This window comes from Streptomyces sirii (assembly GCF_045690365.1).
Classification (GTDB): Bacteria; Actinomycetota; Actinomycetes; order Streptomycetales; family Streptomycetaceae; genus Streptomyces; species Streptomyces sirii.
In genome coordinates this window covers 2,778,687-2,803,935 of sequence record NZ_CP147982.1, presented here as the reverse complement: position 1 = coordinate 2,803,935, position 25,249 = coordinate 2,778,687, and the positions used below count along the sequence as shown (strand labels likewise).

Genomic DNA, 25,249 nt, shown 5'->3' with positions numbered 1-25,249 from the left:
TCGTGCGCGTCCACCATCCGCGCTGGTGAGGGGCACCGTAAAGATCAATTGGGCTCAACTGTCAGTCCTCCCGGGTAGGTTCGGGTGCATGACGACGGAAGCGGCGACGGGGAGTGCCGGGCACGCCCGGTACACCTTCCGTGTTCGCCTGTCGGTGACGGCCGGCAGGCACTCGAAGCCGAATGGGACCGGTGCCGCTGGGTCGCCACCGGCGAGAAGCTGACCTGCGGACCGGCTCGGCTCGACAAGATGCTGACCGACGCCCGCAGGATGACGCCGTGGCTGCGTGAGGGAAGCTCGGTTCCTCAGCAGCAGCTGATACGCGACTTCGGCAGGTCCCGATCCAAGGCCCTCAAGGACATCAAAGACCGGCTGCCGATGCGGCAGCGGGCCGGGATGCCGAAGTACAAGAAGAAGCGCGATGCCCTGCCGACTCTGAACTACACCCAGCGCGGATTTCGGTTGAAGGACGGGCGCCTGCACCTCGCGGGCGGGATCGTCGTACGCCCGGTGTGGTCGCGTGAGCTGCCCATGACGCCGTCCAGTGTGCGGGTGTACCGCGACAGTGTGGGGCATTGGTGGGCGAGCTTCGTCGTCCCCGCGCAGACCGAGACCCTGCCAACCACCGGCCGTGTGATCGGTATCGACTGGGGCGTCAAGGAGACCGCGACCACCACGTCCGACGAGTACGACCTTCCCCACGCGCGGCACGGGACGAAGGTTGCGGCGAAGCTGACGCGGTACGACCGCATGATGGCCCGGCGCAAGCCGAAGAAGGGCCACGCCGCCTCGAAGGGCTACCGCGAGGCGAAGAAGTTGCGGGCGAAGCTGCACAATAAGATCGCCTGCCAGCGGCAGGACACCGCCCGCAAGTGGGCGAAGAAGGTCGTGACCGGCCATGACGCTCTCGCCGTGGAGGACTTCCGCCCGAAGTTCCTCAGCCGTACCACCATGGCCCGCAAGGCCGCTGACGCGGCGATCGGCACCACGAAGAAGGCCCTGATCGAGATGGGCCGCAAGCACGGCCGGACCGTGCACCTGGTACACCCCGCGCATACCACCATGGACTGCGCGCAGTGCGGAGCGAGAACCAAGCACGCACTACCTCTTTCCGAGAGAACGTATACCTGCACCGCGTGCGGAGCCGTCTCGCCCAGAGACAAGAACTCCGCCCGCGTGATGCTCGTCCGGGCTGGTCTCGTACCCGGCTAGTGCTGATCGTGTAAGACCTGCCGGTCCGCCGGACCGCAGGCGACGTGAGCTAGGAATCCCCCTCGTTTACGAGGGGGAGGAGTCAACAGCATCCTCGCCTCCCAACTGGCCTTCCACAACGCGATCAACCGCTACGGACTGGCCATGGCCCGAGAAGGCGTGCTGCCCGCCGCCGTCGGCCGCGTCCACCCGCGCCACCGCTCCCCGTACCTGGCCGGCGCCGCGCAGAGCCTCCTCGCGATCCTCGTCGTCCTCGGCTTCGCGCTGGCCGGCGCCGACCCCTACCAGCAGCTGCTGCTGTGGATGAACACCCCCGGCATGCTGGGCCTGCTGGTGCTCCAGGCGATCACCGCGGTCGCCGTCCCCTGTTACTTCGGCGGCTTCGCCCACCGGGAAGGGGCGCTGCGCACCGTCATCGCCCCGATCGCCGCCGCCGTCCTGATGGCCGGCGCCCTCTGGCTGGTCATCGCCAAGATCGACCTGATGACCGGCGCGCCGCCGGCCACCAACACCGCCCTGGTCCTCACCGTCCCCGCCGCCTTCGCCCTCGGCCTCCTCGTCGCCCGCCGGGTCCGCCGCGGCCGCCCCGAGATCTACGCGGGCTTCGCGGCGGAACCGGACGGGGACGAGGACGAGGGGGACGAGCGGACGGCAACGGCCGTGCGGCGACCTGGCGAGGAGGCCGCACCGGCCCCCGACGAGCAGACGGCCGCCCGAACCCCGTAACCGTCCCAACCGGCCGCAACCGGCCGACCGCCGCACCACCACCCACCCCCCAGGAGCCCCCATGCCCGCCTCCGCGGCAGCATCGCCCCTCACCACCGCCGACACCGTCCTGACCGGTGCCCGGGTCCGCACCCTGGACCCGGCCCGCCCGTGGGCCGAGGCCGTCGCGATCAAGGGCGGGCGGATCGCCGCGGTCGGGGACGCGCGGGACGTACGGGACTGGCGCGGCGCCGCCACCGAGGTCGTCGACCTGGCCGGGGCGACTCTCACCCCCGGTCTGGTCGACGGCCACAGCCACCCCGTCTGGGGCGTCGAAATGGCCACCGGCCTCGACCTCTCCGACGTCCGCGACCTCGACGAACTGCGCACCTCGCTCGCCCGAGCCGCCCGCGCGCTCGGCCCCGGCGAGTGGCTCACCGGCTGGGGACTGGACCACAACGTCTTCGGCGGCCGCCCCGTCCACCGCGATCTGATCGAGGACGCGCTCGGCGGCGCCCCGGCCCTCCTCCGGCTCTACGACGGGCACTCGGTGCTGGCCGGCGGCCGGGCCCTGGCGGCCGCCGGGATCGACGGGCCGCGCGAGTTCGCCCAGCGCGCCAGCGTCGTCTGCGACCCCGACGGGCGCCCCACCGGGCACCTCGTCGAGCACGCCGCGATGGAGCTGCTGACGCCCGCCGTCCCGCGTGCCTCGGCCGCCGAGCGCCGCACCCGGCTGCTCGCCCTGCTCGACGAGATGGCCGCCGCCGGCCTCACCGGCGCCCACGTCATGGACCTGGAGAACGACGGCGTTCCCGAGCTGCTGTCCGGTATCGAGGCGGACGGCGGTGTCCTCCCCCTCCGGCTGCGGCTGGCGCCCTGGTGCATGCCCGGCATCGACAAGGAAGGCCTCGACCACCTCGTCGAGCTGCAGCGGCTGCGCGGCCGCCACTGGCGCGTCGGCGGCGTGAAGTTCTTCATGGACGGCACCGTCGAGGGCGGTACGGCCTGGCTGGAACACGCCGACTGCCACGGCCAGGGCACCGAGGCCTTCTGGCCGGACCCCGCCGCGTACACCCACGCCGTGCACCACCTCGCGCGGGCCGGTGTCCGCACCGCCACCCACGCCATCGGCGACGCCGCCGTACGGCACGTCCTGGACACCGTCGAGCTGCTCGGCGACGACGGCATGAGGGCCCGCTACCGGCACCGCATCGAGCACATCGAGACCGTGCCCGCCGAGCAGCTGCCGCGCTTCGCCCGCCTCGGCGTCGCCGCCTCCATGCAGCCCACCCACACCGCGTACACCCGCGCCGACCACACCGACGCCTGGTCCCGGCGGGTCGGTGAGGAGCGCGCCGGACGGGCCTGGCGCTGCCGCGACCTGCGGGACGCGGGCGCGGTGCTGGTGCTCGGCTCCGACTGGCCGATCGCCCACCACGACCCCCGCCAGGTCCTGGCCACCGCACGGCTGCGCCGCCCCGCAGGACGCCCGGACGTCGCGCCGGTCACCCCCGGCCAGGCGCTGACCGGCCTGATGGCACTGGAAGGGTGCACCTCACACGCCGCACTCGCGGTGGGCGAGGAGCACCAGGCCGGCCGCATCGCCCCCGGCTACCGCGCCGACCTCACCGCCCTGGCCGTCGACCCGGTCACCGCTCCCGCCGACGAGCTGGGCACGGCGGAAGTACGACTGACGATGACGGGCGGGCATATCACCCACCGCACCGCGGGCTGAGCCGGCGAGGCCCCCGGCCCACGACCTCAGGCCACCGCCGGTGCGAGCCGCGACAGCCGATGCGGCAGCGTCCGATACCAGATACCCGCCAGCGCGAACCCGAAGCCCAGGCACAGCACCCCGCCGACCGCGTCCAGCCAGAAGTGGTTGGCCGTGGAGACGATGACCAGCAGCGTCGTCGTCGGGTAGAGCAGCCCGAGCGCCTTGGCCCACACCGGCTTGGCCAGCAGCGCGATGATGATGCCGCACCACAGCGACCAGCCGATGTGCATCGACGGCATCGCCGCGTACTGGTTGGACATCGAGGCGAGGTTGCCGGAGGCCATCGAGCCCCAGGTGCCGTGGTCGATCAGGGTGTCGACGAAGCCGCCGTCCGGCATCAGCCGGGGCGGCGCCAGCGGGTAGAAGTAGTAGCCGACCAGGGCGACGCCGGTGGTGGCGAACAGCGCCAGCCGGGCCGCGGCATAGCGGCCGGGATGCCAGCGGTAGAGCCACACCAGCACGCCGATCGTCACGATGAAGTGCAGCGTCGCGTAGTAGTAGTTCATCGACACGATCAGCCAGGTCACCGAGTCCACCGCATGATTGACGGTGTGCTCGACGGCGATGCCCAGCGAGTGCTCCGCCTGCCAGATCCAGTCGGCGTTCTTCAGCGCCTTCGCCTTCTGCTCCGGCACCGCGTTGCGGATCATCGAGTAGGTCCAGTAACTGACCGCGATCAGCAGGACCTCGAACCAGAGCCGGGGTGTGCGTGGGGAGCGCAGACGGGCCAGCCGGCCCGCTTCCGCTGGTCGGTCCGTACGTTCCCCGGTGAGTGGCGGGGTGGTCGACGGGCCGTCCAGAATCCTCGTATTCGCTTCACCCATAGGCAGACAGTTTGCCAGAAAGGGACGTCTCGCCGATCATCCTTCGGTCGGGTATTCGATCGTTTGTATCGGTCTTGAGGGGGAGTCGGAACCCCCCTACTCCTGGGGGACGCCCCCCGTCAGGTGGCGCGCAGCGGCCTGGGGATCCGGGTGGTCTTCGGCGCCGAGGCGGTCGAGCCGCGGACCACCAGCTCGGGGTGGAAGACGAACTCGCTGTGCGGCGCCGGGGTGCCGCCGACCTCCTCCAGGAGCGCGCGCACCGCGGCCTGGCCCATCGCCGTGACCGGCTGCCGGATCGTGGTCAGCGGCGGGTCGGTGAAGGCGATGAGCGGGGAGTCGTCGAAGCCGACCACGGAGATCTCCCGCGGGACGTCCAGCCCGCACTGCCGGGCCGCGCGGATCGCGCCGAGCGCCATCATGTCGCTGGCGCAGACGATGGCGGTGGCGCCCCGCTCGATCAGCGCGCTCGCCGCGGCCTGCCCGCCCTCCAGGGTGTAGAGAGAGTGCTGGATGTACGGCTCCGCCTCGGCCGGGCCGATCTGCAGCCGCTCCTGCATGGCGCGCACAAAGCCCTCGATCTTGCGCTGGACGGGCACGAACCGCTTGGGGCCGAGCGCCAGCCCGATCCGCCGGTGGCCCAGCGCGCTGAGGTGGGTGACCGCCAGATCGACCGCGGCCCGGTCGTCGGGGGAGACGAACGGCGCCTGCACCTTGTCGGAGAAGCCGTTGATGAGCACGAAGGGCACGCCCTGGCCGCGCAGCTGCTCGTAGCGCTGCATATCGGCGGAGGTGTCGGCGTGCAGCCCGGAGACGAAGATGATGCCGGCCACCCCGCGGTCGACCAGCATCTCGGTCAGCTCGTCCTCCGTGGAGCCGCCCGGGGTCTGGGTGGCGAGGACCGGCGTATACCCCTGGCGGGTCAGCGCCTGGCCGATGACCTGGGCGAAGGCCGGGAAGATCGGGTTCTCCAGCTCCGGGGTGATCAGCCCGACCAGGCCCGCGCTGCGCTGCCGCAGCCGCACCGGGCGCTCGTAGCCCAGCACGTCGAGAGCGGCCAGCACGGACTGGCGGGTGGTGGCGGAGACACCGGGCTTCCCGTTGAGAACCCGGCTGACGGTGGCCTCGCTGACACCCGCCTGTGCTGCGATGTCGGCCAGCCGGGCGGTCATGGAGGGGACCTTACCGTCCGGCTGTCAGATTGCCCACCAGGTGCAGCTGTCACCGGGCAGCACGACCGACGCGCCGTTGACGGTCACCGGTGCGCTGGAGAGCAGCGGCGTTCCGGACGGCGGCAGTTCGACGTCGTGACCGAGCGTGTTGACCGTGCAGAGCAGGCCGGGGCGGGTGAAGGCCAGGACGCCCGCGGGGGCCGGCTGCCAGCTCAGCTCGCCGTCGCCCAGGCCCGGCAGCCGGCGCCGCAGGGCGAGGGCGGTGCGGTAGAGCTCCAGGGTGGAGGCGGGGTCGCCGGTCTGCGCCTGGACGGTGAGCCCGGCCCAGTCGGCGGGCTGCGGCAGCCAGCTGCCGCCGTCGCCGAAGCCGTACGGCGGCGCCTGGCCGGACCAGGGCATCGGCACCCGGCAGCCGTCCCGGAAGCCGTCCTGGCCGCTGGTCCCGGCGGCCTGGCCGCGGAAGAACGCCGGATCCTGGCGCGCCTCGTCGGGCAGGTCGACGACCTCGGGCAGGCCCAGCTCCTCGCCCTGGTAGAGGTACGCGGAGCCGGGCAGCGCCAGCATCAGCAGGGTGGCGGCGCGGGCGCGGTCCATGCTGCCGCCGAGGCGGGTGGTGTGCCGGACGACGTCGTGGTTGGACAGCACCCAGGTCGTCGGGGCGCCGACCGAGGCGGTGGCGGCGAGCGAGGCGTCGATGACCGAGCGCAGCGCGTCGCACTGCCAGGGGGCGTTGAGGAACTGGAAGTTGAAGGCCTGGTGGAGTTCGTCCGGGCGGACGTAGAGGGCCAGCCGCTCGGCGGTGGGGGCCCAGGCCTCGGCGACGCCGATCACCTGCTTGCCGTGGGTGTCGCCGTATCCGTCCAGCAGGCGGCGCCAGGTGCGGTGGATGGCGTGCACCCCGTCCTGGTCGAAGAACGGCAGCACCTGGTTGCCGATCAGTTTGGCCTGCTGGCCGTGGCCGATGTCGGGCAGGCCGGGGGCCTTGACCATGCCGTGGGCGACGTCGATGCGGAAGCCGTCCACGCCGAGGTCGAGCCAGAAGCGCATGATGGCCTCGAATTCGGCGTGCACGTCCGGGTTGTCCCAGTCCAGGTCGGGTTGCTCCGGGGCGAAGAGGTGCAGGTACCAGTCGCCGCGTTCGGTGCGGGTCCAGGCAGGGCCGCCGAAGACCGACTCCCAGTCGTTGGGCGGCAGCTCGCCGTTCTCCCCCTTGCCGGGGCGGAAGACATAGCGCTGCCGGGCGAGTTCGGGGTCCTCGAACCACGGGTGCCGGTCGGAGGTGTGGTTGGGGACGATGTCGACGATCACCCGCAGGTCCAGGTCGTGGGCGGTGCGCAGCAGGTCGTCGGCGTCCTGGAGGGAGCCGAAGAGCGGGTCGACGGCGCGGTAGTCGGCGACGTCGTAGCCGCCGTCGGCCTGCGGCGAGGCGTAGAACGGCGTCAGCCAGACGGCGTCCACGCCCAGGTCCTTGAGGTACGGCAGCCGTTCGCGGACCCCGCGCAGATCGCCGACCCCGTCGCCGTCGCTGTCGGCGAAGGAGCGGACGTATACCTGGTAGATGACGGCGTCGCGCCACCAGCTGGGACCTCGGCGCGGTCCGGCGGCCTGGGGGGCGGGGCTGGGGGAAGTGAGCTCCTGGGTCATCTGCCGTCCCTGTCGAGGTCAAGAGGCGTGTGGGGTGCCTTAGGGCCTGTCCCACCCTGATCCACCGGACAGGCCCTAACGGAGTCAACGCTCGGGCGGGCGCGGGGTGACGTGCCACGACCCCCTCAAGAGTCCCGTTCCGGACATCCCGCTGCAATCCCTTCCAGCAATCTTGCAGCAATTTGCCGCAAGGTCTTTCGATTTGTTTGCAGCGCTGTTACGTTCCTGACCGCCATCTGAGGCATTTCCCTAAGGAGTTCACATGCGGCGTGGCATAAGGGGCATCACAGCCAGCGCGCTGGTAGCGGGCCTGGCACTGGCGGCAACGGCATGCGGTGGCGGAGGTGACGGCGAAAGCGGCAGCAGCGGGGGCGAACTGTCGGGAACCGTTACCTTCTGGGACACCTCCAACGACGCCGAGAAGGCGACCTACCGCAAGCTTGCCGAGGGTTTCCAGAAGGAGCACCCGAAGGTCCACGTCGAGTATGTGAACGTCCCGTTCGGCGACGCCAACGCCAAGTTCAAGAACGCGGCCGGCGGCAACTCCGGCGCCCCCGACGTGATGCGCACCGAGGTCGCCTGGACCGCCGACTTCGCCAACCTCGGCTACCTCGCCCCGCTCGACGGCACCCCCGCCCTCGACAAGACCGACGACTACCTCCCCCAGGCCCTCGGCTCCACCAAGTTCAAGGGCAAGACCTACGCCGCACCTCAGGTGATCGACACCCTCGGCCTCTTCTACAACAAGAAGCTGCTCAAGGACGCCGGTGTCGAGGTGCCCAAGACCTTCGACGAGCTGGCCACCGCCGCCAAGAAGATCAAGTCCAAGACCGGCGCCACCGCCCTCTACCTGCGCGGCGACGACCCCTACTGGTTCCTGCCGTACCTCTACGGCGAGGGCGGCGACCTGGTCAACGCCCGCGACAAGGTCGTCGAGATCGACGACGGCTCCGGCGTCAAGGCCTTCAAGACGCTCAAGAGCCTGGTCGACTCCAAGGCCGCGGTCACCGACGCCACCGACGGCCAGGAGAACCAGCTCAAGGCCCTCAAGGACGGCACCGTCGCGATGGCGATCGACGGCCCCTGGGACATCGAGGGCGCCCGCGCCGGCAAGGCCTTCAAGGACAAGGACAACCTCGGCGTCGCCCCCGTACCCGGCGGCAGCAGGGCCCAGGGCTCCCCGCAGGGCGGCTGGAACCTCTCGGTCTACGCCGGCAGCAAGAACCTCCAGGCCTCCTACGCCTTTGTGAAGTACATGAGCTCGGCCAAGGTCCAGCAGCAGACCACCGAGGGGCTCAGCCTGCTGCCGACCCGCAAGTCCGTCTACGACGTACCGGCCGTCAAGAACAACGAGATGGTCAAGTTCTTCAAGCCGGCCGTCGACGGCGCCGTCCAGCGCCCCTGGATCGCCGAGGGCAACTCCCTCTTCGAGCCGATCAAGGTCCAGATGAACAAGGTGCTCACCGGCGCCGCCACGCCCGAGCAGGCCGCCAAGGCGACCGGCGACGCCTACCGGAAGCTGCTCAAGGACTACAAGTGACCCTTGCTGTACGGGTGCGCCGGACGCTCGGCACTCACTGGTACGCATGGACGATGGTCGCCCCGGTGGTACTCGTCATCGGGGTGATCATCGGCTATCCGCTGGTGCGCGGCGTCTTCCTGTCGCTCACCGACGCCAATGAGGCCAACGTCGAGCGGAACATCGGCGTCAACCACATCCCCGCGACCTACAAGTTCACCGGCCTGGACAACTACAAGGCGGTGCTCTCCGACGGCGTCTTCTGGGACCGCCTCGGCTGGACCGTCCTGTGGACCGTCGCCTGCGTGGGCATCACCTTCCTGATCGGCCTCACGCTCGCGAACATGCTCAACCGCACGCTGCGCGGCCGCACCTTCTACCGCCTCGCGCTGATCCTGCCCTGGGCCGTCCCCGCGTTCATCTCCGTCTTCACCTGGCGGATGCTCTACAACGAGAAGAACGGCATCCTCAACAAGCTGCTGGCCGGCGGCGGCATCGACGCCGTCCCCTGGCTCAACGACCCCACCTGGGCCAAGCTCTCGGTCATCGCCGTCAACGTCTGGCTGGGCGTGCCCTTCATGCTCGTCGCCCTGCTCGGCGGCCTGCAGTCCATCCCGGGCGAGCTCTACGAGGCCGCCGAGATGGACGGCGCCAATGCCTGGCAGCGCTTCCGCAGCATCACCCTGCCGGGGCTGCGGACCGTCAGCAGCACCGTCGTCCTGCTCTCCGCCATCTGGACCTTCAACATGTTCCCGGTGATCTTCCTGCTGACCCGGGGCGGCCCCGGCGACGCCACCGAAATCCTGGTGACCTACGCCTACCGGCTCTCCTTCGTCGACAGCCCCCGCAACTTCTCCGAGTCCGCGACCTGGGGCGTACTGATCCTGCTGCTGCTCTCGGCCGTCGCGGTCGTCTACCGCCGGGCACTGCGCAAGCAGGGAGAGGTGTGGTGAGCATGCGCAACAAGAGAAGCCCGCTGGCCTCGATCGGCCTGCACGCGGGCCTGATCGTCGCCGCCGTCGTGGCCGTCTTCCCGCCCCTCTGGCTGCTGATCACCTCCTTCAAACCGCGCAACGACGCCTTCTCCACCGGGCTCATATCCCACCCCACCCTCGCCAACTACACCCATGTACTGGCCGATACGCAGTTCCTGACCTGGTTCGGGAACTCGGTGGTGATCGTCGGGCTGACCACCGTCCTCGGCGTGTTCATCGCCGCCACCACCGGCTACGCCGTCAGCCGCTTCCGCTTCCCCGGGATGCGCCCGCTGATGTGGCTGCTGCTGATCACCCAGATGTTCCCGGTGGCGGTGCTGATCGTGCCGCTGTACAACCTGCTGGCGAGCCTCGGCCTGCTCAACCAGCCGGCCGGTCTGGTCGTCACCTACCTGACCATCGCCGTGCCGTTCTGCGCCTGGATGATGAAGGGCTTCTTCGACACCATCCCGGTGGAGATCGACGAATCGGGCCGGGTCGACGGCCTCAACCCGTTCGGCACCTTCTGGCAGCTCGTCCTGCCGCTGGCCCGCCCCGGCCTCGCCGTCACCGGCTTCTACACCTTCGTCACCGCCTGGGCCGAGGTCGCCTACGCCTCCGCCTTCATGACCGGCGAGGAGAACCTCACGCTCGCCGGCGGGCTGCAGACCTTCGTCAACCAGTACACCAACGACTGGGGTTCGATGACCGCCGCCGCCGTGATCATCGCGGTACCGGCCGCGCTCGTCTTCGCCTTCGCCCAGCGCCACCTCGTCGCCGGACTGACCGCCGGCACCACCAAGGGATGACATGACCCCACAGCACGACGTCACTCCTGACCACGCCCCTCCCGCCACCGGCTGGTGGCGCGACGCGGTGATCTACCAGGTCTATCCGCGCAGCTTCGCCGACGGCAACGGCGACGGCATGGGCGACCTGGCGGGCGTCCGCAGCCGGCTGCCGTACCTCAAGGAGCTGGGCGTGGACGCCGTCTGGCTGAGCCCGTTCTACGCCTCGCCGCAGGCCGACGCCGGCTACGACGTCGCCGACTACCGCGCCATCGACCCGATGTTCGGCACCCTCGCGGACGCCCGGGCGGTGATCGACGACGCCCATCGCCTCGGCCTGCGCACCATCGTCGACCTCGTCCCCAACCACTGCTCCGACCAGCACGAATGGTTCCGCCGCGGACTGGCCGAGGGCCCCGGCTCCACGGCCCGCGAGCGCTTCCACTTCCGCAAGGGCCGCGGCGAGAACGGCGAGGAGCCGCCCAACGACTGGGAGTCCCTCTTCGGCGGCCCGGCCTGGACCCGGGTCCCCGACGGCGAGTGGTACCTGCACCTCTTCGCCCCCGAGCAGCCCGACTTCAACTGGGACCACCCCGCCGTCCAGGACGAGTTCCGCTCCATCCTGCGCTTCTGGCTGGACCTGGGCGTCGACGGCTTCCGGGTGGACGTGGCCCACGGCCTGGTCAAGGCGCCCGGTCTGCCCGACATGGGCCGCGCCGACCAGCTCACCCTGCTCGGCACCCAGTCCCTGCCCTTCTTCGACCAGGACGGCGTGCACGCCATCTACCGCTCCTGGCGCACGGTCCTCGACGAGTACGCGGGCGAGCGGATAGCCGTCGCCGAGGCCTGGACCCCCACCGCCGAGCGCACCGCGCTCTACCTGCGCCCGGACGAGCTCCACCAGGCCTTCAACTTCCACTACCTGAACACCACGTGGGACGCGAAGGAGCTGCGGGGGGCCATCGACGCCTCACTGGACGCCATGCGTCCCGTCGGCGCCCCGACGACCTGGGTGCTGTCCAACCACGACGTCGTACGCCACCGCACCCGCCTCGGCGGCGGCCTGGACCGCGCCCGCGCGGCCACCCTGCTGATGCTGGCGCTGCCCGGCTCCGCGTACGTCTACCAGGGCGAGGAGCTGGGCCTGCCCGAGGTCGTCGACCTGCCCGACGAGGTCCGCCAGGACCCCTCCTTCTTCCGCGCCACCGGCCAGGACGGCCTCCGGGACGGCTGCCGGGTGCCCCTGCCCTGGAGCGGCGAGGCGCCGCCGTACGGCTTCGGCGACGGCGGCAGCTGGCTGCCGCAGCCCGCCGACTGGGCCGGGCTCACCGTCCAGGCGCAGACCGGCGACCCCGCCTCCACCCTGGAGCTCTACCGCACCGCCCTCGCCCTGCGGCGCACCCACCCCGGCCTCGGCGCCGGCGACGCGGTCGAGTGGCTCCAGGACGCCCCCGAAGGGGTACTGGCCTTCCGCCGCCCGGGCGGCCTGGTCTGCACGGTCAACATCACCGACTCCCCGGCCCGGCTGCCCGTCCCCGGCCGCCCCCTCCTGTCCTCGCGCACCGAACTCCCCGTACTGGACGGCGACTTCGTGCTCCCCGCCGACACCGCCATCTGGTGGGAGGAGTGACCCAGCCCCCCGAGCACGCCACCCCCCGGCTCGCCGACATCGCCGCCCAGGCGGAGGTCAGCGAGGCGACCGTCAGCCGGGTGCTGAACGGCAAGGCGGGGGTGGCGGCGGGCACCCGGCGCCGGGTGCTCGCCGCGCTCGACGTCCTCGGCTACGAGCGCCCGTTACGGCTGCACCGCCGCAGCGCGGGCCTGGTCGGCCTGGTCATCCCGGAGCTGACGAACCCGATCTTCCCGGCCTTCGCCCAGATCATCGAGCAGTCCCTGGCCGGCCACGGCTACACGCCGGTCCTGTGCACCCAGATGCCCGGCGGCGCCACGGAGGACGAACTCGTCGAGCAGCTGGAGGAGCGCGGTGTCACCGGCATCGTCTTCCTCTCCGGCCTGCACGCAGACACCCGCGCCGACCCCGCCCGCTACGCCCGCCTCACCTCCCGGGGCGTCCCGTTCGTCCTCATCAACGGCTACAACCCGCACATCGACGCGCCGTTCGTCTCACCCGACGACGGCGCGGCGGCCCGGATGGCGGTGCGCCACCTGGCCGAGCTGGGCCACGAGCGGATCGGGCTGGCCGTCGGCCCGTCCCGCTACGTCCCCTCCCGCCGCAAGGCCGAGGGCTTCGTGGCGGCGCTGGGCGAGTCGTTCGGCCTGTCGAGGGGGCAGGCCGAACGGTTCGTCCAGCACACCCTGTTCAGCGTCGAGGGCGGGGACGCGGCGGCCGCGGCCCTCCTCGACGAGGGCTGCACCGGCATCGTCTGCGGCAGCGACCTGATGGCACTGGGCGCCGTACGAGCGGCCCGCCGCCGGGGCCTGGACGTGCCCGCCCAGCTCTCCGTCGTCGGCTTCGACGACTCCCAGCTGATCGCCTTCACGGACCCGCCGCTGACCACGGTGCGCCAGCCGGTACAGGCGATGGCGACCGCCGCCGTGGGCGCCCTGATCGAGGAGATCCACGACCGTGCGCAGGGACGGCAGGACCCCGCCCGGCGCACCGAGTTCATCTTCCAGCCGGAGCTGGTCGTACGGGGATCGACGGGGCCGGTCCCGGGGTGACGGCTAGCCCTCCTGGGCGGCGTACGACACGAACGCCGCCCAGGCGTGGGCCGGAACGCTGAGCTGGGGCCCGCTCTTGTCCTTGGAGTCGCGGATGTGGATGGTGGTGGGGCAGGTGGCGATTTCTATGCAGTCGCCGGAGTCGTCGCCGCTGTAGCTGGACTTGTGCCAGGAGAGGGCGACTTCTACGCAGCTGTCGCCCGAGTCGCCGCTGTAGCTGCTCTTGAACCAGGTCAGTTCGGGGGTGCTCATAGCGCTCCTCGCATCTGCTTCAGCAGGCTCCCGGAGTCTTCGGGGGTGAGAGCCTGCGAAAGCAGTTTCGCATAGCGCATGTAGAGGGTGCTGATCGTCTGCGGGTCGGTGATGAACTGGCTGCTTTCCTGCCCCTCGCAGTAGCCGAACCACTGGTTGTCCGGTGTCTCCAGCAGCCGCATCGGTCCGTTCAGACCGGCATGCACGCCCCGGTTCAGAGGCATGACCTGCACGTCTACGTTCCGGAGCGCCATGCACTCCAGTACGTGGTCGATCAGTCCCCGGACGGTGTCCGCGCCGCCGGTCGGGCGCATGAAAACATGCTCGTCGATGACGAAGCTGAAGGTCGTGTTCGGCCGGTCCCGCAGCAGTTTCTGCCGCTCCAGACGGGCGGCCACCTGAATCTCGACCTCCTCCTCGGAGAGCAGCGGGACGCGGTTGTCGAACAGCGTCCGCGCATACGCCTCCGTCTGTAACAGCCCAGGTACGAGTCGGCACTCGTACGTATAGAGGCTGATCGCCTGCTTCTCCAGCTCCGCCCACTCGCGGAACCACCGGGCCAGCCCCGGCTGCTTCGACAGCCGCTTGGCGGCCTTCCGCAGGACTCCGTTCGCGCCGAGGACGTCCTCCGAGCGGTCGATGAACTTCCTCGACGGGAGGCGTCGGCCCTGCTCGACCGAGCCGATGTAGTGCGTCGAGTACCCGATCGCCGACGCCAAGGACTCCTGCGTGAATCCCGCGTTCTCACGGAACGCTTGATAGACGGCGCCGAAGGTCCGCAGACTGCCGGAGGGCTCGGGCCTGCCACTGTCGTAGTGGTCGGTGCTGCTGTCTTCCATGTCGGGTACTCCCGAGGTGAGCGGTACTGGCCCCGCAAGTCACCCATGGTTACGGCCCGTTACTCGATCCGTCCACGTACTCAGCTCGTACAGTTTCCGAAGTACGAGTGGAGTTTCTGGTGTACGAGCCTGCCGACCAGCAGCGTTGGCCCCATGCCAGCTCAAGCCACCGTCACCGCAGGTATGTTCGCGCAGCGCTTCAGCGCCACCCCGCGCGGGGGGCGCCTCGCCCGCTATCTCGCCGTTCAGCAACTCGACGTATGGGGCTTCCCGTACGGCGGGGAGGTCTCGGACAGCGTGGCCGTCATCGTCGGGGAGCTTGCCGCGAACGCGGCGACCCACGGACGGGTGCCCGGACGGGACTTCGAGCTGCGGCTCATGAGGGTGCCGGGCCCGTCCCGTCCGGGCACCCTGCGGATCGAGGTCGCCGACACCCGTACGGAGCGGCGGCCGCCGGCTCCCGGCACGCTCGTGCCGCCCGCGCCCGACTCCGAGACCGGCCGCGGTCTGGTACTCGTCGCCGCGCTGGCCACCTGCTGGACCGTGCTCGACCGGCTCTCGGTCGGCAAGATCGTCCGGGCGGATCTGGATCTCCCGGACAGATGAGGAGAGGGGAGGGGCAGTGAGAAGCGGAGCCGGGACGCGGCGGCTCAGGCGGCCGGGCGGCGGGCGTGGAAGATGCCCCAGCGCAGCAGGTTGCGGCGGGTGATGTCCGTCCAGAGGGGGAGGTTGGTCAGCAGCTCGTCGACGTAGGCCGGGCTGATGACCTCGCGCAGTTCGGCCGCGCGGTGGTGGACCTCCTCGTCGAGGCGCGCGTAGTGGGTGGCGATGTCGGCGGTGCGGTCCTCGTAGGTGGCCTTCAGGCCGAGGCCGGACAGCAGGTCCAGGTACCGGGACGGCGTCCCCAGGGCCGGCATGGAGAGCCGGGAGGTCGCGGGGCGCACGGCCTCCGGCGGGGTCTTCTCGTCCGCCATGATGTCCGAGAAGACCAGGGCGCCGCCCGGCCTGAGTACCCGTACGGCCTCGCTCAGCGCCCGCGGCCGGTCCTCCAGGTGGCAGAGCACCTCCAGGGACCACACCACGTCGAACCGCTCCGCCTCGTAGGGCAGGTCGCCCAGGGACCCGGTGACGACGTCGATCAGACCGTCCAGGCCGCGCCGGGCGTTGGCCGCGCGGTGGCGGCGGTTGTGTTGCTCACTGATGTCGAGGGCCACGACGCGGCAGCCGAAGCGTTCGGCGAGCGCGCGGGCGGAACCGCCGTATCCGGAGCCGAGGTCGAGGACGGTGGCGTGCGGGCCGAGCAGGTCGGCGACCTTGTCCGCCGCCTGCTGGACGGTACGGCGCGAGGCGTCGGCGATCGCCTCGTGCTCGTCGGTGTAGATGCCGACGTGGATGTCCTCGCCGCCCCAGACGGCGTCGTAGAAGGCGTCGACATCGGCGGTGTCGTAGTAGGTGCGGGTCTCGTCGTCGTGGTGCGGTGTGCTGCCGGTGTGGTTACCGGGGTTGTTGATCATGGTGGGGGGATTCCCCGTACACGCCGGAGCGATTCGCCCGTCTTGCAGGCATAGCTGACTATGCGCCAACTGGGTGCACGGGTCGACAGTGGGTGATGGTGCCGGTCCGACCGGCCGGGCGCGTAGGGCCCGTTGTGCGTGTGGACCTCCGGCCGGCCGGACCGTTACTTCGGGAACGTAACACCCTTGCAATGTCTTGCGTAAGGTCTTGCAACAAAGAATCGGTGCGGCTAGAACCATGACCCATGTCCTTCCTCCCCCGCCGGACCGCTCGGCGTATGGCCGTCGCCCTCGCCCTGACCTTCGGCGCGACGGGCTTGCTCGTCTCGTCCCCGCAGCAGCAGGCCCAGGCGTCCCCGCCCGTTGCCGGCCAGGCCCTCGCACAGTGGATCGACCGCGACACCGTGATCTGGAAGGGCGCCGAACGCGCCGACGCACAGCTGGAGTTCGGGGCGGGGGAGAGCGAGCCGGCCGGACGTCGCATCCGGCTGACGCCCGGGACGCTCAGCCCGGCCGAGCGCGCCGCCTATCCACACCTGACGGGGTATCCGGCCTTCACCGTCGACCCCCGCGACCAAGGCCTGGCCCGTACCGCGCTGCGTGGACGGCTCGTCGCCACCCAGCACACGGCGGACGGGCGGCGCGCCACGACCGGCGTGCAGATACCCGGCGTCCTGGACGACCTCTACGGCGCCCGCGCCCAACACGCCGCACTGGGGCCGGTCTTCCGCCACGGCCGCCCCACCCTCTCCGTATGGGCGCCCACCGCCCGCACCGTCTCCCTCGAACTCGACGGCCGCACGGTCCCGATGCGGCGCGACGACAGCAGCGGCGTCTGGCGTGCCCAGGGGCAGCGCGACTGGGTCGGCAAGCCGTACCGCTACCTCGTCACCGTCTGGGCGCCCAGCGTCGGCAAGACCGTCACCAACAAGGTCACCGACCCCTACTCCACCGCTCTGACCGCCGATTCGGGCCGCAGCCTCGTCGTCGACCTCGGTGACCCGAAACTCGCCCCCAAGGGCTGGGCGGGGCTGCGCAAGCCCGCCGCGGTGCCGCTGCGCCGGGCCCGCATCCAGGAGCTGCACCTGCGCGACTTCTCCGTCGAGGACCGCACCTCCCGCCACCCCGGCCAGTACCTCGCCTTCACCGACGCGCGGTCGGACGGCATGCGCCATCTGAAGTCCCTTGCCGCGGCCGGCACCTCCTACGTCCACCTGCTGCCGGTCTTCGACGGTGCGACCGTCCCGGAGAAGCGCGCCGACCAGGACCGGCCCGGCTGCGACCTGACCGCGTACGCCCCCGACTCCGATCGCCAGCAGGAGTGCCTCGCTCGGTCCGCCGCCCGCGACGCCTACAACTGGGGCTACGACCCCCTGCACTACACCGTCCCCGAAGGGTCGTACGCCGCTGCCCCGGAGGGCGCGGCCCGCACCGTCGAGTTCCGCCGCATGGTGCAGGGGCTGAACGGCGCCGGACTGCGCACCGTCATGGACGTCGTCTACAACCACACCGCCGCGAGCGGCCAGGACCCGCACTCCGTCCTCGACCGCATCGTCCCGGGCTACTACCAGCGGCTGCTCGACGACGGCGGTGTGGCCACCTCCACCTGCTGCTCCGGCACCGCGCCGGAGCACACCATGATGGGCAAGCTCGTGGTCGACTCCGTCGTCACCTGGGCGCGGCAGTACAAGATCGACGGCTTCCGCTTCGACCTCATGGGCCACCACCCCAAGGCCAACATCCTCGCCGTGCGCAAGGCCCTGGACGCGCTGACCCCGGCGAAGGACGGCGTCGACGGCAAACGGATCATCCTCTACGGCGAGGGCTGGAACTTCGGCGAGGCCGCGAACGACGCCCGGTTCGTCCAGGCCACGCAGCGGAACATGGCCGGCACCGGTATCGCCACCTTCAGCGACCGGGCCCGCGACGCGGTGCGCGGCGGCGGCCCCTTCGACGCCGACCCCCGGGTCCAGGGCTTCGCCTCGGGCCTGTACACCGACCCCAACTCCTCCCCGGAGAACGGCGATCCGGCCGCCCAGCGGGCCCGCCTCCTCCACTACCAGGACCTCATCAAGGTCGGCCTCACCGGCAACCTCGCCGACTACGCCTTCACCGACACCGCCGGCCGCCGCGTCAAGGGCTCCCAGATCGACTACAACGGCACCCCGGCCGGCTACGCGGCCGACCCGGGTGACGCCCTCGCCTACGCCGACGCGCACGACAACGAAACCCTCTACGACGCGCTGGCGTACAAACTGCCGCAGGCGACCAGCACCGCCGACCGCGCCCGTATGCAGGTCCTTGCGCTGGCCACCGCAGCCCTTTCGCAAGGCCCGGCCCTCTCCCAGGCCGGTTCGGACCTCCTGCGCTCGAAGTCCCTGGACCGCAACTCCTTCAACAGCGGCGACTGGTTCAACGCCCTGCACTGGAACTGCGCCGACGGCAACGGCTTCGGCCGCGGACTGCCCCCGGCCGCCGACAACAAGGACAAGTGGCCCTACGCCAGGCCCCCGCTGGCCGATCCCGCGCTCCGCCCCGGCTGCACCGAGATCACCGGCGCCTCCGCCGCCTACCGCGACCTGCTCCGCATCCACGCCACCGAACCGGCCTTCGGCCTGCCCACCACGGCGGCGGTCCAGCAGGCACTGTCCTTCCCGCTCTCCGGCAAGGACGAGACCCCCGGCGTCATCACCATGCGACTCGCCGACCTGGTGATCGTCTTCAACGCCACCCCCCACCAGCGGCACCAGACCGTCCCCACCCTCGCCGGCCGGCCCTACGCCCTGCACCCCGTCCAGGCCCACGGCGCGGACCGCACCACCGCCACCGCCTCCTACGCCCCCGCGTCGGGCACCTTCACCGTCCCCGCCCGCACCGTCGCGGTCTTCCGCCACACGCAGGAGTAGGGCGGGGCCGCCCGGCTCAGCCGGCCAGCCGCTTCTCCAGGAGGGTGACGCCGTACGGACTGCCGCCGCCGTTGTCCTCCTTGAACGGCTGCTCCCCGACCACCGTGTACCCGGCGGCCTCGTAGTACGTACGCAGCCGCGGATTGGACGAGACGCAGTCCAGCCGCGCCCACTGCCGCCCCGACTCCGAGATCCGCCGCTCGACGTGCGCCAGCATCGCCCGCCCGGTCCCGGCCGGCGCCCGTCCGCGGTCCACCATCAGCCGGTGCACATAGCCCGCCTCCGGCGGCTGTGGCCCCCACGCGGGCTCGTCCTCCCACCACAGCTCGAAGGCGCCCGCTATCTCCCCGCCGACCTCCGCGAGCCAGACCTCGCCCTCCGCGATCCGCCGCCGGAAGTGCGCCTCGTCCTTCCCGCCGGGCTTCCACTGGTCGATCCCCGACTTCTGCATCCAGCGAGCGGCGGAGTCGTACAGCGCGACCAGGGAGGCCAGATCGGCACCGACGCGGGCGAGTCGAAACGTGAGGGTGGTAATCATGGGGCGGATTCTGCCAGTTCGCTGCGCTTGGCTGGCTTCCCACGTGTTCGGCTTTCCCGCCGTGGTGGTTGTTCGCCGTTGCGCCTGCGGCGGGCGTTTGTTTGTCGGGTGCGGTGACAGCCCTACGGACTCCGTCCTACGGTCTGTCCCCTCCCGTGGGTGGGAGTGGGAAGGCCTGGTGGGGGCGGGCCGAATCCGTCGACTTCCTGGACACGAAGGCTGACGTGCACCCCCACCGGTTTTCTCCCACCCTCAACGGGAGGGGGCGGGTCGGAGGGGTAGGGGTGTGGGACGTAAAGCGCAGCAGTCCCACACCCCTACCCCTCCGGCCCGTCACCGGCAGCCGAACAGCCCCGCGCAGCGGCAACAGCTCGCCGCAGGCGCCACGGCGAGTAAGTCGAACACGTCGGCCGCAGCAAAGCGCAGCGGACAGGCCCGTCACCGGCAGCCGAACAGCCCCGCGCAGCGGCAACAGCCCGCCGCAGGCGCAACGGCGAGTAAGTCGAACACGTCGGCCGCAGCAAAGCGCAGCGGACAGGCCCGTCACCGGCAGCCGAACAGCCCCGCGCAGCGGCAACAGCCCGCCGCAGGCGCAACGGCGAGTAAGTCGAACACGTCGGCCGCAGCAAAGCGCAGCGGACGGGCCCGTCACCGGCAGCCGAACAGCCCCGCGCAGCGGACCCCGCCCGCCGCAGGCGCCACGGCGAGTAAGTCGAACACGTCGGCCGCAGCAAAGCGCAGCGGACAGGCCCGTCACCGGCAGCCGAACAGCCCCGCGCAGCGGACCCCGCCCGCCGCAGGCGCAACGGCGAGTAAGTCGAACACGTCGGCCGCAGCAAAGCGCAGCGGAGGGGCCCGCCGCAGGCGAACCACGCGAAACCACCACGGCGGGACAGCCGACAACGTGGGAAGCAAGCTAAGCGCAGCGGACGGGCGCGGGAAGGGACATCAGTCGCCCCACCAGATCCGCGAACATCCCGTCCGCCGGTTCGTCGGCCAGCATGTGGCGGACGACCTGGGCCATGCGTTCGTCGTATGCGGCGCTCACCGCGGCCAGCGCCGCGAAGTCGTGTACGAGCTGGCGTTCCAGTTCGGTCCGCGGGATGCTGCGCCGGTCCAGCCAGAGCAGTGCGGTGGTCTCGGCCAGCGAGACCCACGAGCGGACCACCAACTCCAGCCGGGGGGTGGGGTCGGGGACGCCGAGATGGGCGACGATCTGCTCGTACGCGGCCTGCCGGACGCCGTCTATCATCGCGCTCGCCCGGGTCGAGCCGACCGCCGGACCGCCGCGCATCAGCGCCGAGAAGCCGGGGCCGTGCACCTCGACGAAGTCGAAGAAACGCTCCATCACGCGCAACAGGCGGGCGCCGAGCGGGCCTTCGTGCGGCTCGACGAACCGGGCCGTCAGCTCCTCGGCGGCCCGCCGCAGCGCGGCCTCGTACAGCTGCTGCTTGCCCGGGAAGTAGTGGTAGACCAGCGGCCGCGAGATGCCGGCCGCCTCGGCGATCTCGTCGATCGACACGTCCTCGGGGGAACGGTGGCTGAACAGATCGAGGGCGACCGCGATCAGCTGATCGCGCCGCTCCTCGACGCCCATCCTGCGGCGTGCCCCGGTCGTCATGCGGACCAGCCTAACCATCCGGGGCGCGGCACGGAATCGCGTGCGGAGGCGAAGTCGTCACAGATCGAGCACAAGCCCCCCGCTCCGGGCCCGCGAGACGCAGATGAGCAGTGAGTCCGCGCGCTCGGCGTCGGTCAGCAGCTCGTCGCGGTGGTCGACCTCACCGGACAGCACCCGCTGCTGGCAGGTGCCGCAGAAGCCCTGCTCGCAGGAGTACGGGAGATCGGGCAGCGCCTGGTCGCGGATCGCCCGCAGCACGCTGGTGTCCGCGGCGACCGCGACCGTACGGCCGGTGCGGCGCAGTTCCACCTCGAACGGGGCGTTCTCGCCGGAGGGCGCGTCGGCGACCGGGGCGAACCGCTCGGTGTGCAGCGTCAGGCCCTCGGACACGGCCGGCAGCAGCGCCTCGACCGCCGCCATCAGCGGCTCGGGCCCGCAGCAGTAGACGGCCGCGTGCGGCGGCGCACCGGCGAGCACCGCCGCCAGGTCCGGCCGCCCGTCCTCGTCCTCGGCGACCAGCGTGACCCGGTCGGCGCCGGCCCCCGCCAGCTTCTCGATCTCCGCCAGGAACGGCATCGAGGCCCGCGACCGCCCGCCGTACACCAGCTGCCAGGGCACGCCCTCGCGCTCGGCCTGCCGGACCATCGGCAGGATCGGTGTGATGCCGATGCCGCCCGCGATGAAGACATAGGCGTGGCTGTCGTGGAGCGGGAAGCGGTTGCGCGGGCCGCGCGCCTGCACCACCGTCCCCTCGTGCAACAGCTCGTGCACCTCGCGCGAGCCGCCCCGGCCGTCCTCGATCAGCCGGGTGGCGATGGTGTACGCATCGGGCGTCGCGGGGTCCCCGCACAGCGAGTACTGGCGTACCGCCCCCGACGGCAGCACCAGGTCCAGATGCGCCCCGGGCTCCCACGCCGGCAGCTCCGCGCCCGCCAGCCGCAGCCGTACGACTCCCTCGGCCTCCGCGGTCCGCTCCACCACGGTGAGTTGCCGTACGCCCGAGCCCTGGCCGGCGGCGTCGCGGCCCCTCCCCGAGACGGGCTCGTCCAGCGCGGGCATCGGCCACAGCGGCGACTGCTTGACCCGCCGGCGCAGCGTCCTCCGGGCGACCAGCAGCGCCGCACCGGCTATCACGAACGTCCGCATACGGGGCATCTCAGGCGCCTCCGGTGGTGCGGGCCTCGGCCGCGGTCGCGGCGGGGGATCCGGCGAGGTAGGCGACGGCCTGCGTGGTGCTGCCGTGCTGTGAGGGGTGGTAGGCGCGGCTGAGGTACTGCGGGATGGAGCGCGCCATGGCTCCCGCGGTCGGCAGTACGCCCTGCCGGCCGGCGCGGAAGAACTCCCGGAAGCTGGCCCTGCCGTCGACCAGCGAGGGGTCGTTCTCCATGAAGAAGCGGGTGCCGCGCTGCCACAGGAACACCAGCGCGGTGAACGCCGTGGCCCAGGTGCGCACCCGCCGCCGGTAGCCGCCGTCCAGGTGCATGAAGAGGTCGAACGCCACCGACCGGTGCTCGACCTCCTCCGCGCCGTGCCAGCGCAGCAGGTCGAGCATCATGGGGTCGGCGCCCTTGGCGTCCAGCGCGTCGGCGTTGAGCACCCAGTCGCCCAGGAACGCGGTGTAGTGCTCGATGGCGGCGATCGTCGCGACCCGCTCCAGCAGCCACCACTTGCGGGCCCGGCCCGGCGGCAGGGTCCGGTCGCCGAGCAGCTTCTCGAAGAGCCAGTCCACCTGCGCCGTGTACGGGGTCGGGTCCAGCCCGCGCTCCTTCAGGTGGGGCAGCACCTCGTCGTGGGCCTGAGCGTGCATGGCCTCCTGCCCGATGAAGCCGATGACGTCCGCGCGCAGCCGCTCGTCGCGGATGTAGGGCAGGACCTGCTTGTACACCCGCACGAACCAGCGCTCGCCGGCCGGCAGCAGCAGATGCAGCACATTGATCGTGTGGGTGCTGTCCGGATCGCCGGGTATCCAGTGCAGCGGGGTGTCGGCCCAGTCGAAGGCGACGTTGCGGGGCTTCAGCGGGATGTGCTCGGACGCGACCGCCTGGGGCCGCAGCGAGGCCGTATTAGACATGGCGTCAATGTACTGACGGGTAAGGAATGCCGATACCCCTCGGACGGCGAAAGCTCGACCAATTTCCCGGCGGACGGCTTGCGGCGCATCCGCCGCCCGCCGGGACCGTCAGCCCAGCGCCCCGATCTTCTTGCCGTTCACCAGCCGGCCCGCCAGCTCCGCCCGCTCGCCCGCCTTCGCGGGCAGCGACAGCAGCCGGCCGGGCGCCTGGCCCCGCACCCCGCCGGTCACGCCGATCGACGCGATCTGCTCGCTGCCTGCCGCCAGCAGCCACCGCCGGCCGTCCGCGCCCTTCCACAGCACCCCGGCCAGCGCGCGGGGCGCCCGCGGGCCGCAGACCGTACCGCCCTCGGCGCGGGCCGCCACCACGCCCGGTGGATACGGCCGGCCGCCCGCGGCCGGCGTCTGGATCTGGGCCGTCGTCCGGCTGCCCGGGCCGCGCCAGGTCTCGGCGCGGGTGCACAGCCAGGCCGCTTCGCCCGCGCCGCCGGGGAGCGGCTGCCGGGCGAACTCCCAGGAGTTCACCGTGCGGACGCCCTGCCCGCGGACCGCGGCCAGCTGGCAGGCCGTCCTCGCCCAGGCCGTCTTGGCCTGCGGGGCTGCCACTTCACCCGGTTTGCGCGGGGTGCCGTACGTCAGCCGGGCCGGGGTCAGCTCGCCGAGATCGGTCAGGAGCCGGCCGCCCATCCGCAGCGCCGGCCAGGTCGTGCACTGCTCGGCGGGCCGGGGCGCGGGCACCGGGGCGGTCACCCCGTGCGCGTCGACGGGGGTGGCCTCGCCCGCCGCGTCCGGCTTCAGCAGGTCGACCAGCCGGGCCTGCTTCACCCAAGGGGCCGTCAGATAGCGGACGTTGCCCTCGGTGCGGTTGACCACCAGCGCGCTCGCCGAGTCGGCCGCCGCGCCGTCCGTGCGGGCGAAGTCCAGCGCCGCGCCCGTGCCCTCGGACTGCCCCTCGCCGTCCGCCGACTCGGCGTAGCGCACCACGCGCAGCCCGTCGTGGAAGAGCACCACCACCGCGTGGTCCACCACGCCGGCGAACAGCAGCTGGGCGGGCCCCGCGGCCGGGCCGGCCGGGGTGCCGGGCGTCGCCGAGACCGGCACCCCGGCCCCCGGCCTGGCCCATACGGCCAGTGCGCGGCGCAGCAGCGCCTTGTCGTGCACCCGGTCGCCGCGGGCCGGCCAGGCGGTGAAGTCCTGGCGGGCGGCGGTCTGCCAGGCGGACGCCGACGCCACGGTCAACTTGCCGGGGTCCAGGGCCGCTTCGGCCGCGACGCTGCGCGCGTACTCCGGGGCGGCCGCGCCGTCCGGGCCCCAGCCGTCGCCCGGCAGCCCCAGCAGCGCCCCGCACACCAGCACCGCCGCGCCCGCCGCCAGCACCGCGCGGCCGTGCTGCCGCCGCCGGATCAGATCCGTCGGCCGGGCCTGCAGCGCGCACGCGTCGAACTCCGGTGACTCCAGCAGCGACCGGTCCCGGCTGCCGGCCGGCGTCTCGGCCTGCTCCGCCTCGTCCAGCGCGTCACGCGGGTCCGCGACCCCGGCGGCCTCCAGCACCCGGCGCGCCTCGGGCGCGCTCAGCCGCTCCAGATCCCGCAGCACGAACGCCGCCCGGCCGGGACCGGACAGCGCCGCCAGCGCCTGGTCCAGGGCGAGTTCGTCCGCGCCGCCGGACCGCGGGAACAGGCTCAGGCCCCAGACCTGGGGGAGCAGGGGCGGCGGGGTGGGCAGCCGGCGGGCCCGCCCGGCGCCGATCGCGGCGCGCAGGACCCGCAGCCGCACGAAGGCGTAGCCGGGGTCGATCGCCGCTTCCGTGCCGGCCCGCTGGGTGGGCAGGCCGAGACCGCGGGTGGAGGCACGCTGGCGCGGCAGGGTGCGCTGGACCACGCCGTGCGCGGCCAGCACCCGGCGGCTGCGGCTCCGACCGGGCGGCAGGACGAGGTAGGCCAGCCGGACCAGCCGGGGGTAGTGCTCGACCAGCGCCGCCTCGGCCTGCTCGACGTCGATGACATCACCGAGGTCGGCGAGGCCGCTGAGGTCGGAGCGGTCCGGACGGGGGGAGGGCGCCTGCAGCTGCTGCTTCACGTTCGGTGAAACGAGTGAATCCTGCGATGGTCACCGATGTGACCGGGCGGCAGGACGCCCCCTAGGGGCCGCCGGACATGGCCGCGGCCACCGCGGTGGACCGACCGCGGTGGCCGCATGACCGCCGTGCCGGCG

The 25,249-nt window shown here is 71.9% G+C and carries 20 protein-coding genes and 1 pseudogene; 10 read left to right on the top strand and 11 right to left on the bottom strand.

All coding sequences use genetic code 11. The features are described 5' to 3' along the window. Positions 1-88 precede the first annotated feature (88 nt). The 3 genes and pseudogenes from WAB15_RS12610 to WAB15_RS12600 all read left to right on the top strand — a co-directional run. Positions 89-1,243, top strand: a pseudogene (locus tag WAB15_RS12610) (RNA-guided endonuclease InsQ/TnpB family protein); the annotation flags it as partial. Between the two features lie 113 nt (positions 1,244-1,356). Continuing rightward, positions 1,357-1,938, top strand: a complete 582-nt coding sequence (locus WAB15_RS12605) for a hypothetical protein (protein WP_407286264.1) — start codon at positions 1,357-1,359, stop codon at positions 1,936-1,938. 61 nt (positions 1,939-1,999) lie between these two features. Further along, positions 2,000-3,652: an amidohydrolase gene (locus WAB15_RS12600; protein ID WP_407286263.1), complete on the top strand. Its 1,653-nt coding sequence runs from the start codon at positions 2,000-2,002 to the stop codon at positions 3,650-3,652. Positions 3,653-3,678: 26 nt separating this feature from the next. Here WAB15_RS12600 and WAB15_RS12595 read toward each other — a convergent pair whose 3' ends face one another. From WAB15_RS12595 to WAB15_RS12585, 3 genes are all read right to left on the bottom strand, one after another. Beyond that, positions 3,679-4,518, bottom strand: a complete 840-nt coding sequence (locus WAB15_RS12595; protein WP_399149926.1) for a phosphatase PAP2 family protein — start codon at positions 4,516-4,518, stop codon at positions 3,679-3,681. A gap of 119 nt (positions 4,519-4,637) precedes the next feature. After that, on the bottom strand, positions 4,638-5,687 hold the full coding sequence (locus tag WAB15_RS12590; RefSeq protein ID WP_393497057.1) for a LacI family DNA-binding transcriptional regulator: 1,050 nt from the start codon (positions 5,685-5,687) through the stop codon (positions 4,638-4,640). A gap of 24 nt (positions 5,688-5,711) precedes the next feature. Then, positions 5,712-7,331 (bottom strand): glycoside hydrolase family 13 protein, encoded by a 1,620-nt coding sequence (locus WAB15_RS12585; RefSeq protein WP_399149927.1) that lies wholly within the window; start codon positions 7,329-7,331, stop codon positions 5,712-5,714. A 262-nt stretch (positions 7,332-7,593) separates the two neighbouring features. On the opposite strand from WAB15_RS12585, the gene WAB15_RS12580 reads away from it, so the two are divergent. Genes WAB15_RS12580 through WAB15_RS12560 form a run of 5 tightly spaced genes read left to right on the top strand, consistent with a single transcriptional unit; the run spans position 7,594 to position 13,294 of the window. Further along, positions 7,594-8,871: an extracellular solute-binding protein gene (locus WAB15_RS12580; protein ID WP_407286262.1), complete on the top strand. Its 1,278-nt coding sequence runs from the start codon at positions 7,594-7,596 to the stop codon at positions 8,869-8,871. Beyond that, on the top strand, positions 8,868-9,803 hold the full coding sequence (locus tag WAB15_RS12575; protein WP_407286261.1) for a carbohydrate ABC transporter permease: 936 nt from the start codon (positions 8,868-8,870) through the stop codon (positions 9,801-9,803). Before WAB15_RS12580 ends, WAB15_RS12575 begins: the two co-directional genes overlap by 4 nt. A gap of 2 nt (positions 9,804-9,805) precedes the next feature. After that, entirely contained in the window at positions 9,806-10,633 is an 828-nt protein-coding gene (locus WAB15_RS12570) for a sugar ABC transporter permease (RefSeq protein WP_407286260.1), read from the top strand. Between the two features lies 1 nt (position 10,634). Further along, positions 10,635-12,242: a glycoside hydrolase family 13 protein gene (locus WAB15_RS12565; RefSeq protein WP_407286259.1), complete on the top strand. Its 1,608-nt coding sequence runs from the start codon at positions 10,635-10,637 to the stop codon at positions 12,240-12,242. Further along, positions 12,230-13,294: a LacI family DNA-binding transcriptional regulator gene (locus WAB15_RS12560; protein WP_407286258.1), complete on the top strand. Its 1,065-nt coding sequence runs from the start codon at positions 12,230-12,232 to the stop codon at positions 13,292-13,294. Before WAB15_RS12565 ends, WAB15_RS12560 begins: the two co-directional genes overlap by 13 nt. Before the next feature lie 3 nt (positions 13,295-13,297). Here WAB15_RS12560 and WAB15_RS12555 read toward each other — a convergent pair whose 3' ends face one another. Then, on the bottom strand, positions 13,298-13,546 hold the full coding sequence (locus WAB15_RS12555) for a DUF397 domain-containing protein (protein WP_407286257.1): 249 nt from the start codon (positions 13,544-13,546) through the stop codon (positions 13,298-13,300). Then, positions 13,543-14,385, bottom strand: coding sequence for a Scr1 family TA system antitoxin-like transcriptional regulator (locus WAB15_RS12550; protein ID WP_407286256.1), 843 nt, complete (start codon positions 14,383-14,385; stop codon positions 13,543-13,545). Before WAB15_RS12550 ends, WAB15_RS12555 begins: the two co-directional genes overlap by 4 nt. A 153-nt stretch (positions 14,386-14,538) precedes the next feature. Between WAB15_RS12550 and WAB15_RS12545 the strand changes: the two genes are divergently transcribed. Continuing rightward, positions 14,539-14,991: an ATP-binding protein gene (locus WAB15_RS12545; RefSeq protein ID WP_407286255.1), complete on the top strand. Its 453-nt coding sequence runs from the start codon at positions 14,539-14,541 to the stop codon at positions 14,989-14,991. A 44-nt stretch (positions 14,992-15,035) separates the two neighbouring features. On the opposite strand, the gene WAB15_RS12540 is transcribed toward WAB15_RS12545, so the two are convergent. Continuing rightward, positions 15,036-15,899, bottom strand: a complete 864-nt coding sequence (locus WAB15_RS12540) for an SAM-dependent methyltransferase (protein ID WP_407286254.1) — start codon at positions 15,897-15,899, stop codon at positions 15,036-15,038. A 245-nt stretch (positions 15,900-16,144) separates the two neighbouring features. Here WAB15_RS12540 and pulA point away from each other — a divergent pair, with 245 nt between their 5' ends. Further along, entirely contained in the window at positions 16,145-18,805 is a 2,661-nt protein-coding gene (gene pulA / locus WAB15_RS12535; protein ID WP_407286253.1) for a pullulanase-type alpha-1,6-glucosidase, read from the top strand. Positions 18,806-18,821: 16 nt separating this feature from the next. Here pulA and WAB15_RS12530 read toward each other — a convergent pair whose 3' ends face one another. From WAB15_RS12530 to WAB15_RS12510, 5 genes are all read right to left on the bottom strand, one after another. Further along, positions 18,822-19,343 carry a GNAT family N-acetyltransferase gene (locus WAB15_RS12530; protein WP_407286252.1) on the bottom strand — a complete coding sequence of 174 codons (522 nt, stop codon included), beginning with the start codon at positions 19,341-19,343 and terminating at the stop codon, positions 18,822-18,824. Positions 19,344-20,259: 916 nt separating this feature from the next. Beyond that, the gene (locus WAB15_RS12525; RefSeq protein ID WP_407286251.1) at positions 20,260-20,964 is read right to left on the bottom strand and encodes a TetR/AcrR family transcriptional regulator; all 705 of its coding nucleotides are present in this window, start codon (positions 20,962-20,964) and stop codon (positions 20,260-20,262) included. Between the two features lie 57 nt (positions 20,965-21,021). After that, complete coding sequence (locus WAB15_RS12520; protein WP_407286250.1) at positions 21,022-22,119, bottom strand: PDR/VanB family oxidoreductase; 1,098 nt, start codon at positions 22,117-22,119, stop codon at positions 21,022-21,024. Between the two features lies 1 nt (position 22,120). After that, entirely contained in the window at positions 22,121-23,035 is a 915-nt protein-coding gene (locus WAB15_RS12515) for a metal-dependent hydrolase (RefSeq protein ID WP_399151194.1), read from the bottom strand. A gap of 108 nt (positions 23,036-23,143) precedes the next feature. Next, the gene (locus tag WAB15_RS12510) at positions 23,144-25,114 is read right to left on the bottom strand and encodes a hypothetical protein (protein WP_407286249.1); all 1,971 of its coding nucleotides are present in this window, start codon (positions 25,112-25,114) and stop codon (positions 23,144-23,146) included. Positions 25,115-25,249 lie beyond the last annotated feature (135 nt).

What these genes read in the sequence shown, in the direction of transcription:
- WAB15_RS12605 (WP_407286264.1), top strand. Translation starts at nt 1,357, where the DNA reads ATGGCCCGAGAAGGCGTGCTGCCCGCCGCCGTCGGCCGCGTCCACCCG.
- WAB15_RS12600 (WP_407286263.1), top strand. Translation starts at nt 2,000, where the DNA reads ATGCCCGCCTCCGCGGCAGCATCGCCCCTCACCACCGCCGACACCGTC.
- WAB15_RS12595 (WP_399149926.1), bottom strand. Translation starts at nt 4,518, where the DNA reads ATGGGTGAAGCGAATACGAGGATTCTGGACGGCCCGTCGACCACCCCG.
- WAB15_RS12590 (WP_393497057.1), bottom strand. Translation starts at nt 5,687, where the DNA reads ATGACCGCCCGGCTGGCCGACATCGCAGCACAGGCGGGTGTCAGCGAG.
- WAB15_RS12585 (WP_399149927.1), bottom strand. Translation starts at nt 7,331, where the DNA reads ATGACCCAGGAGCTCACTTCCCCCAGCCCCGCCCCCCAGGCCGCCGGA.
- WAB15_RS12580 (WP_407286262.1), top strand. Translation starts at nt 7,594, where the DNA reads ATGCGGCGTGGCATAAGGGGCATCACAGCCAGCGCGCTGGTAGCGGGC.
- WAB15_RS12570 (WP_407286260.1), top strand. Translation starts at nt 9,806, where the DNA reads ATGCGCAACAAGAGAAGCCCGCTGGCCTCGATCGGCCTGCACGCGGGC.
- WAB15_RS12565 (WP_407286259.1), top strand. Translation starts at nt 10,635, where the DNA reads ATGACCCCACAGCACGACGTCACTCCTGACCACGCCCCTCCCGCCACC.
- WAB15_RS12555 (WP_407286257.1), bottom strand. Translation starts at nt 13,546, where the DNA reads ATGAGCACCCCCGAACTGACCTGGTTCAAGAGCAGCTACAGCGGCGAC.
- WAB15_RS12550 (WP_407286256.1), bottom strand. Translation starts at nt 14,385, where the DNA reads ATGGAAGACAGCAGCACCGACCACTACGACAGTGGCAGGCCCGAGCCC.
- WAB15_RS12545 (WP_407286255.1), top strand. Translation starts at nt 14,539, where the DNA reads ATGCCAGCTCAAGCCACCGTCACCGCAGGTATGTTCGCGCAGCGCTTC.
- WAB15_RS12540 (WP_407286254.1), bottom strand. Translation starts at nt 15,899, where the DNA reads ATGATCAACAACCCCGGTAACCACACCGGCAGCACACCGCACCACGAC.
- pulA (WP_407286253.1), top strand. Translation starts at nt 16,145, where the DNA reads ATGTCCTTCCTCCCCCGCCGGACCGCTCGGCGTATGGCCGTCGCCCTC.
- WAB15_RS12530 (WP_407286252.1), bottom strand. Translation starts at nt 19,343, where the DNA reads ATGATTACCACCCTCACGTTTCGACTCGCCCGCGTCGGTGCCGATCTG.
- WAB15_RS12525 (WP_407286251.1), bottom strand. Translation starts at nt 20,964, where the DNA reads ATGACGACCGGGGCACGCCGCAGGATGGGCGTCGAGGAGCGGCGCGAT.
- WAB15_RS12520 (WP_407286250.1), bottom strand. Translation starts at nt 22,119, where the DNA reads ATGCCCCGTATGCGGACGTTCGTGATAGCCGGTGCGGCGCTGCTGGTC.
- WAB15_RS12515 (WP_399151194.1), bottom strand. Translation starts at nt 23,035, where the DNA reads ATGTCTAATACGGCCTCGCTGCGGCCCCAGGCGGTCGCGTCCGAGCAC.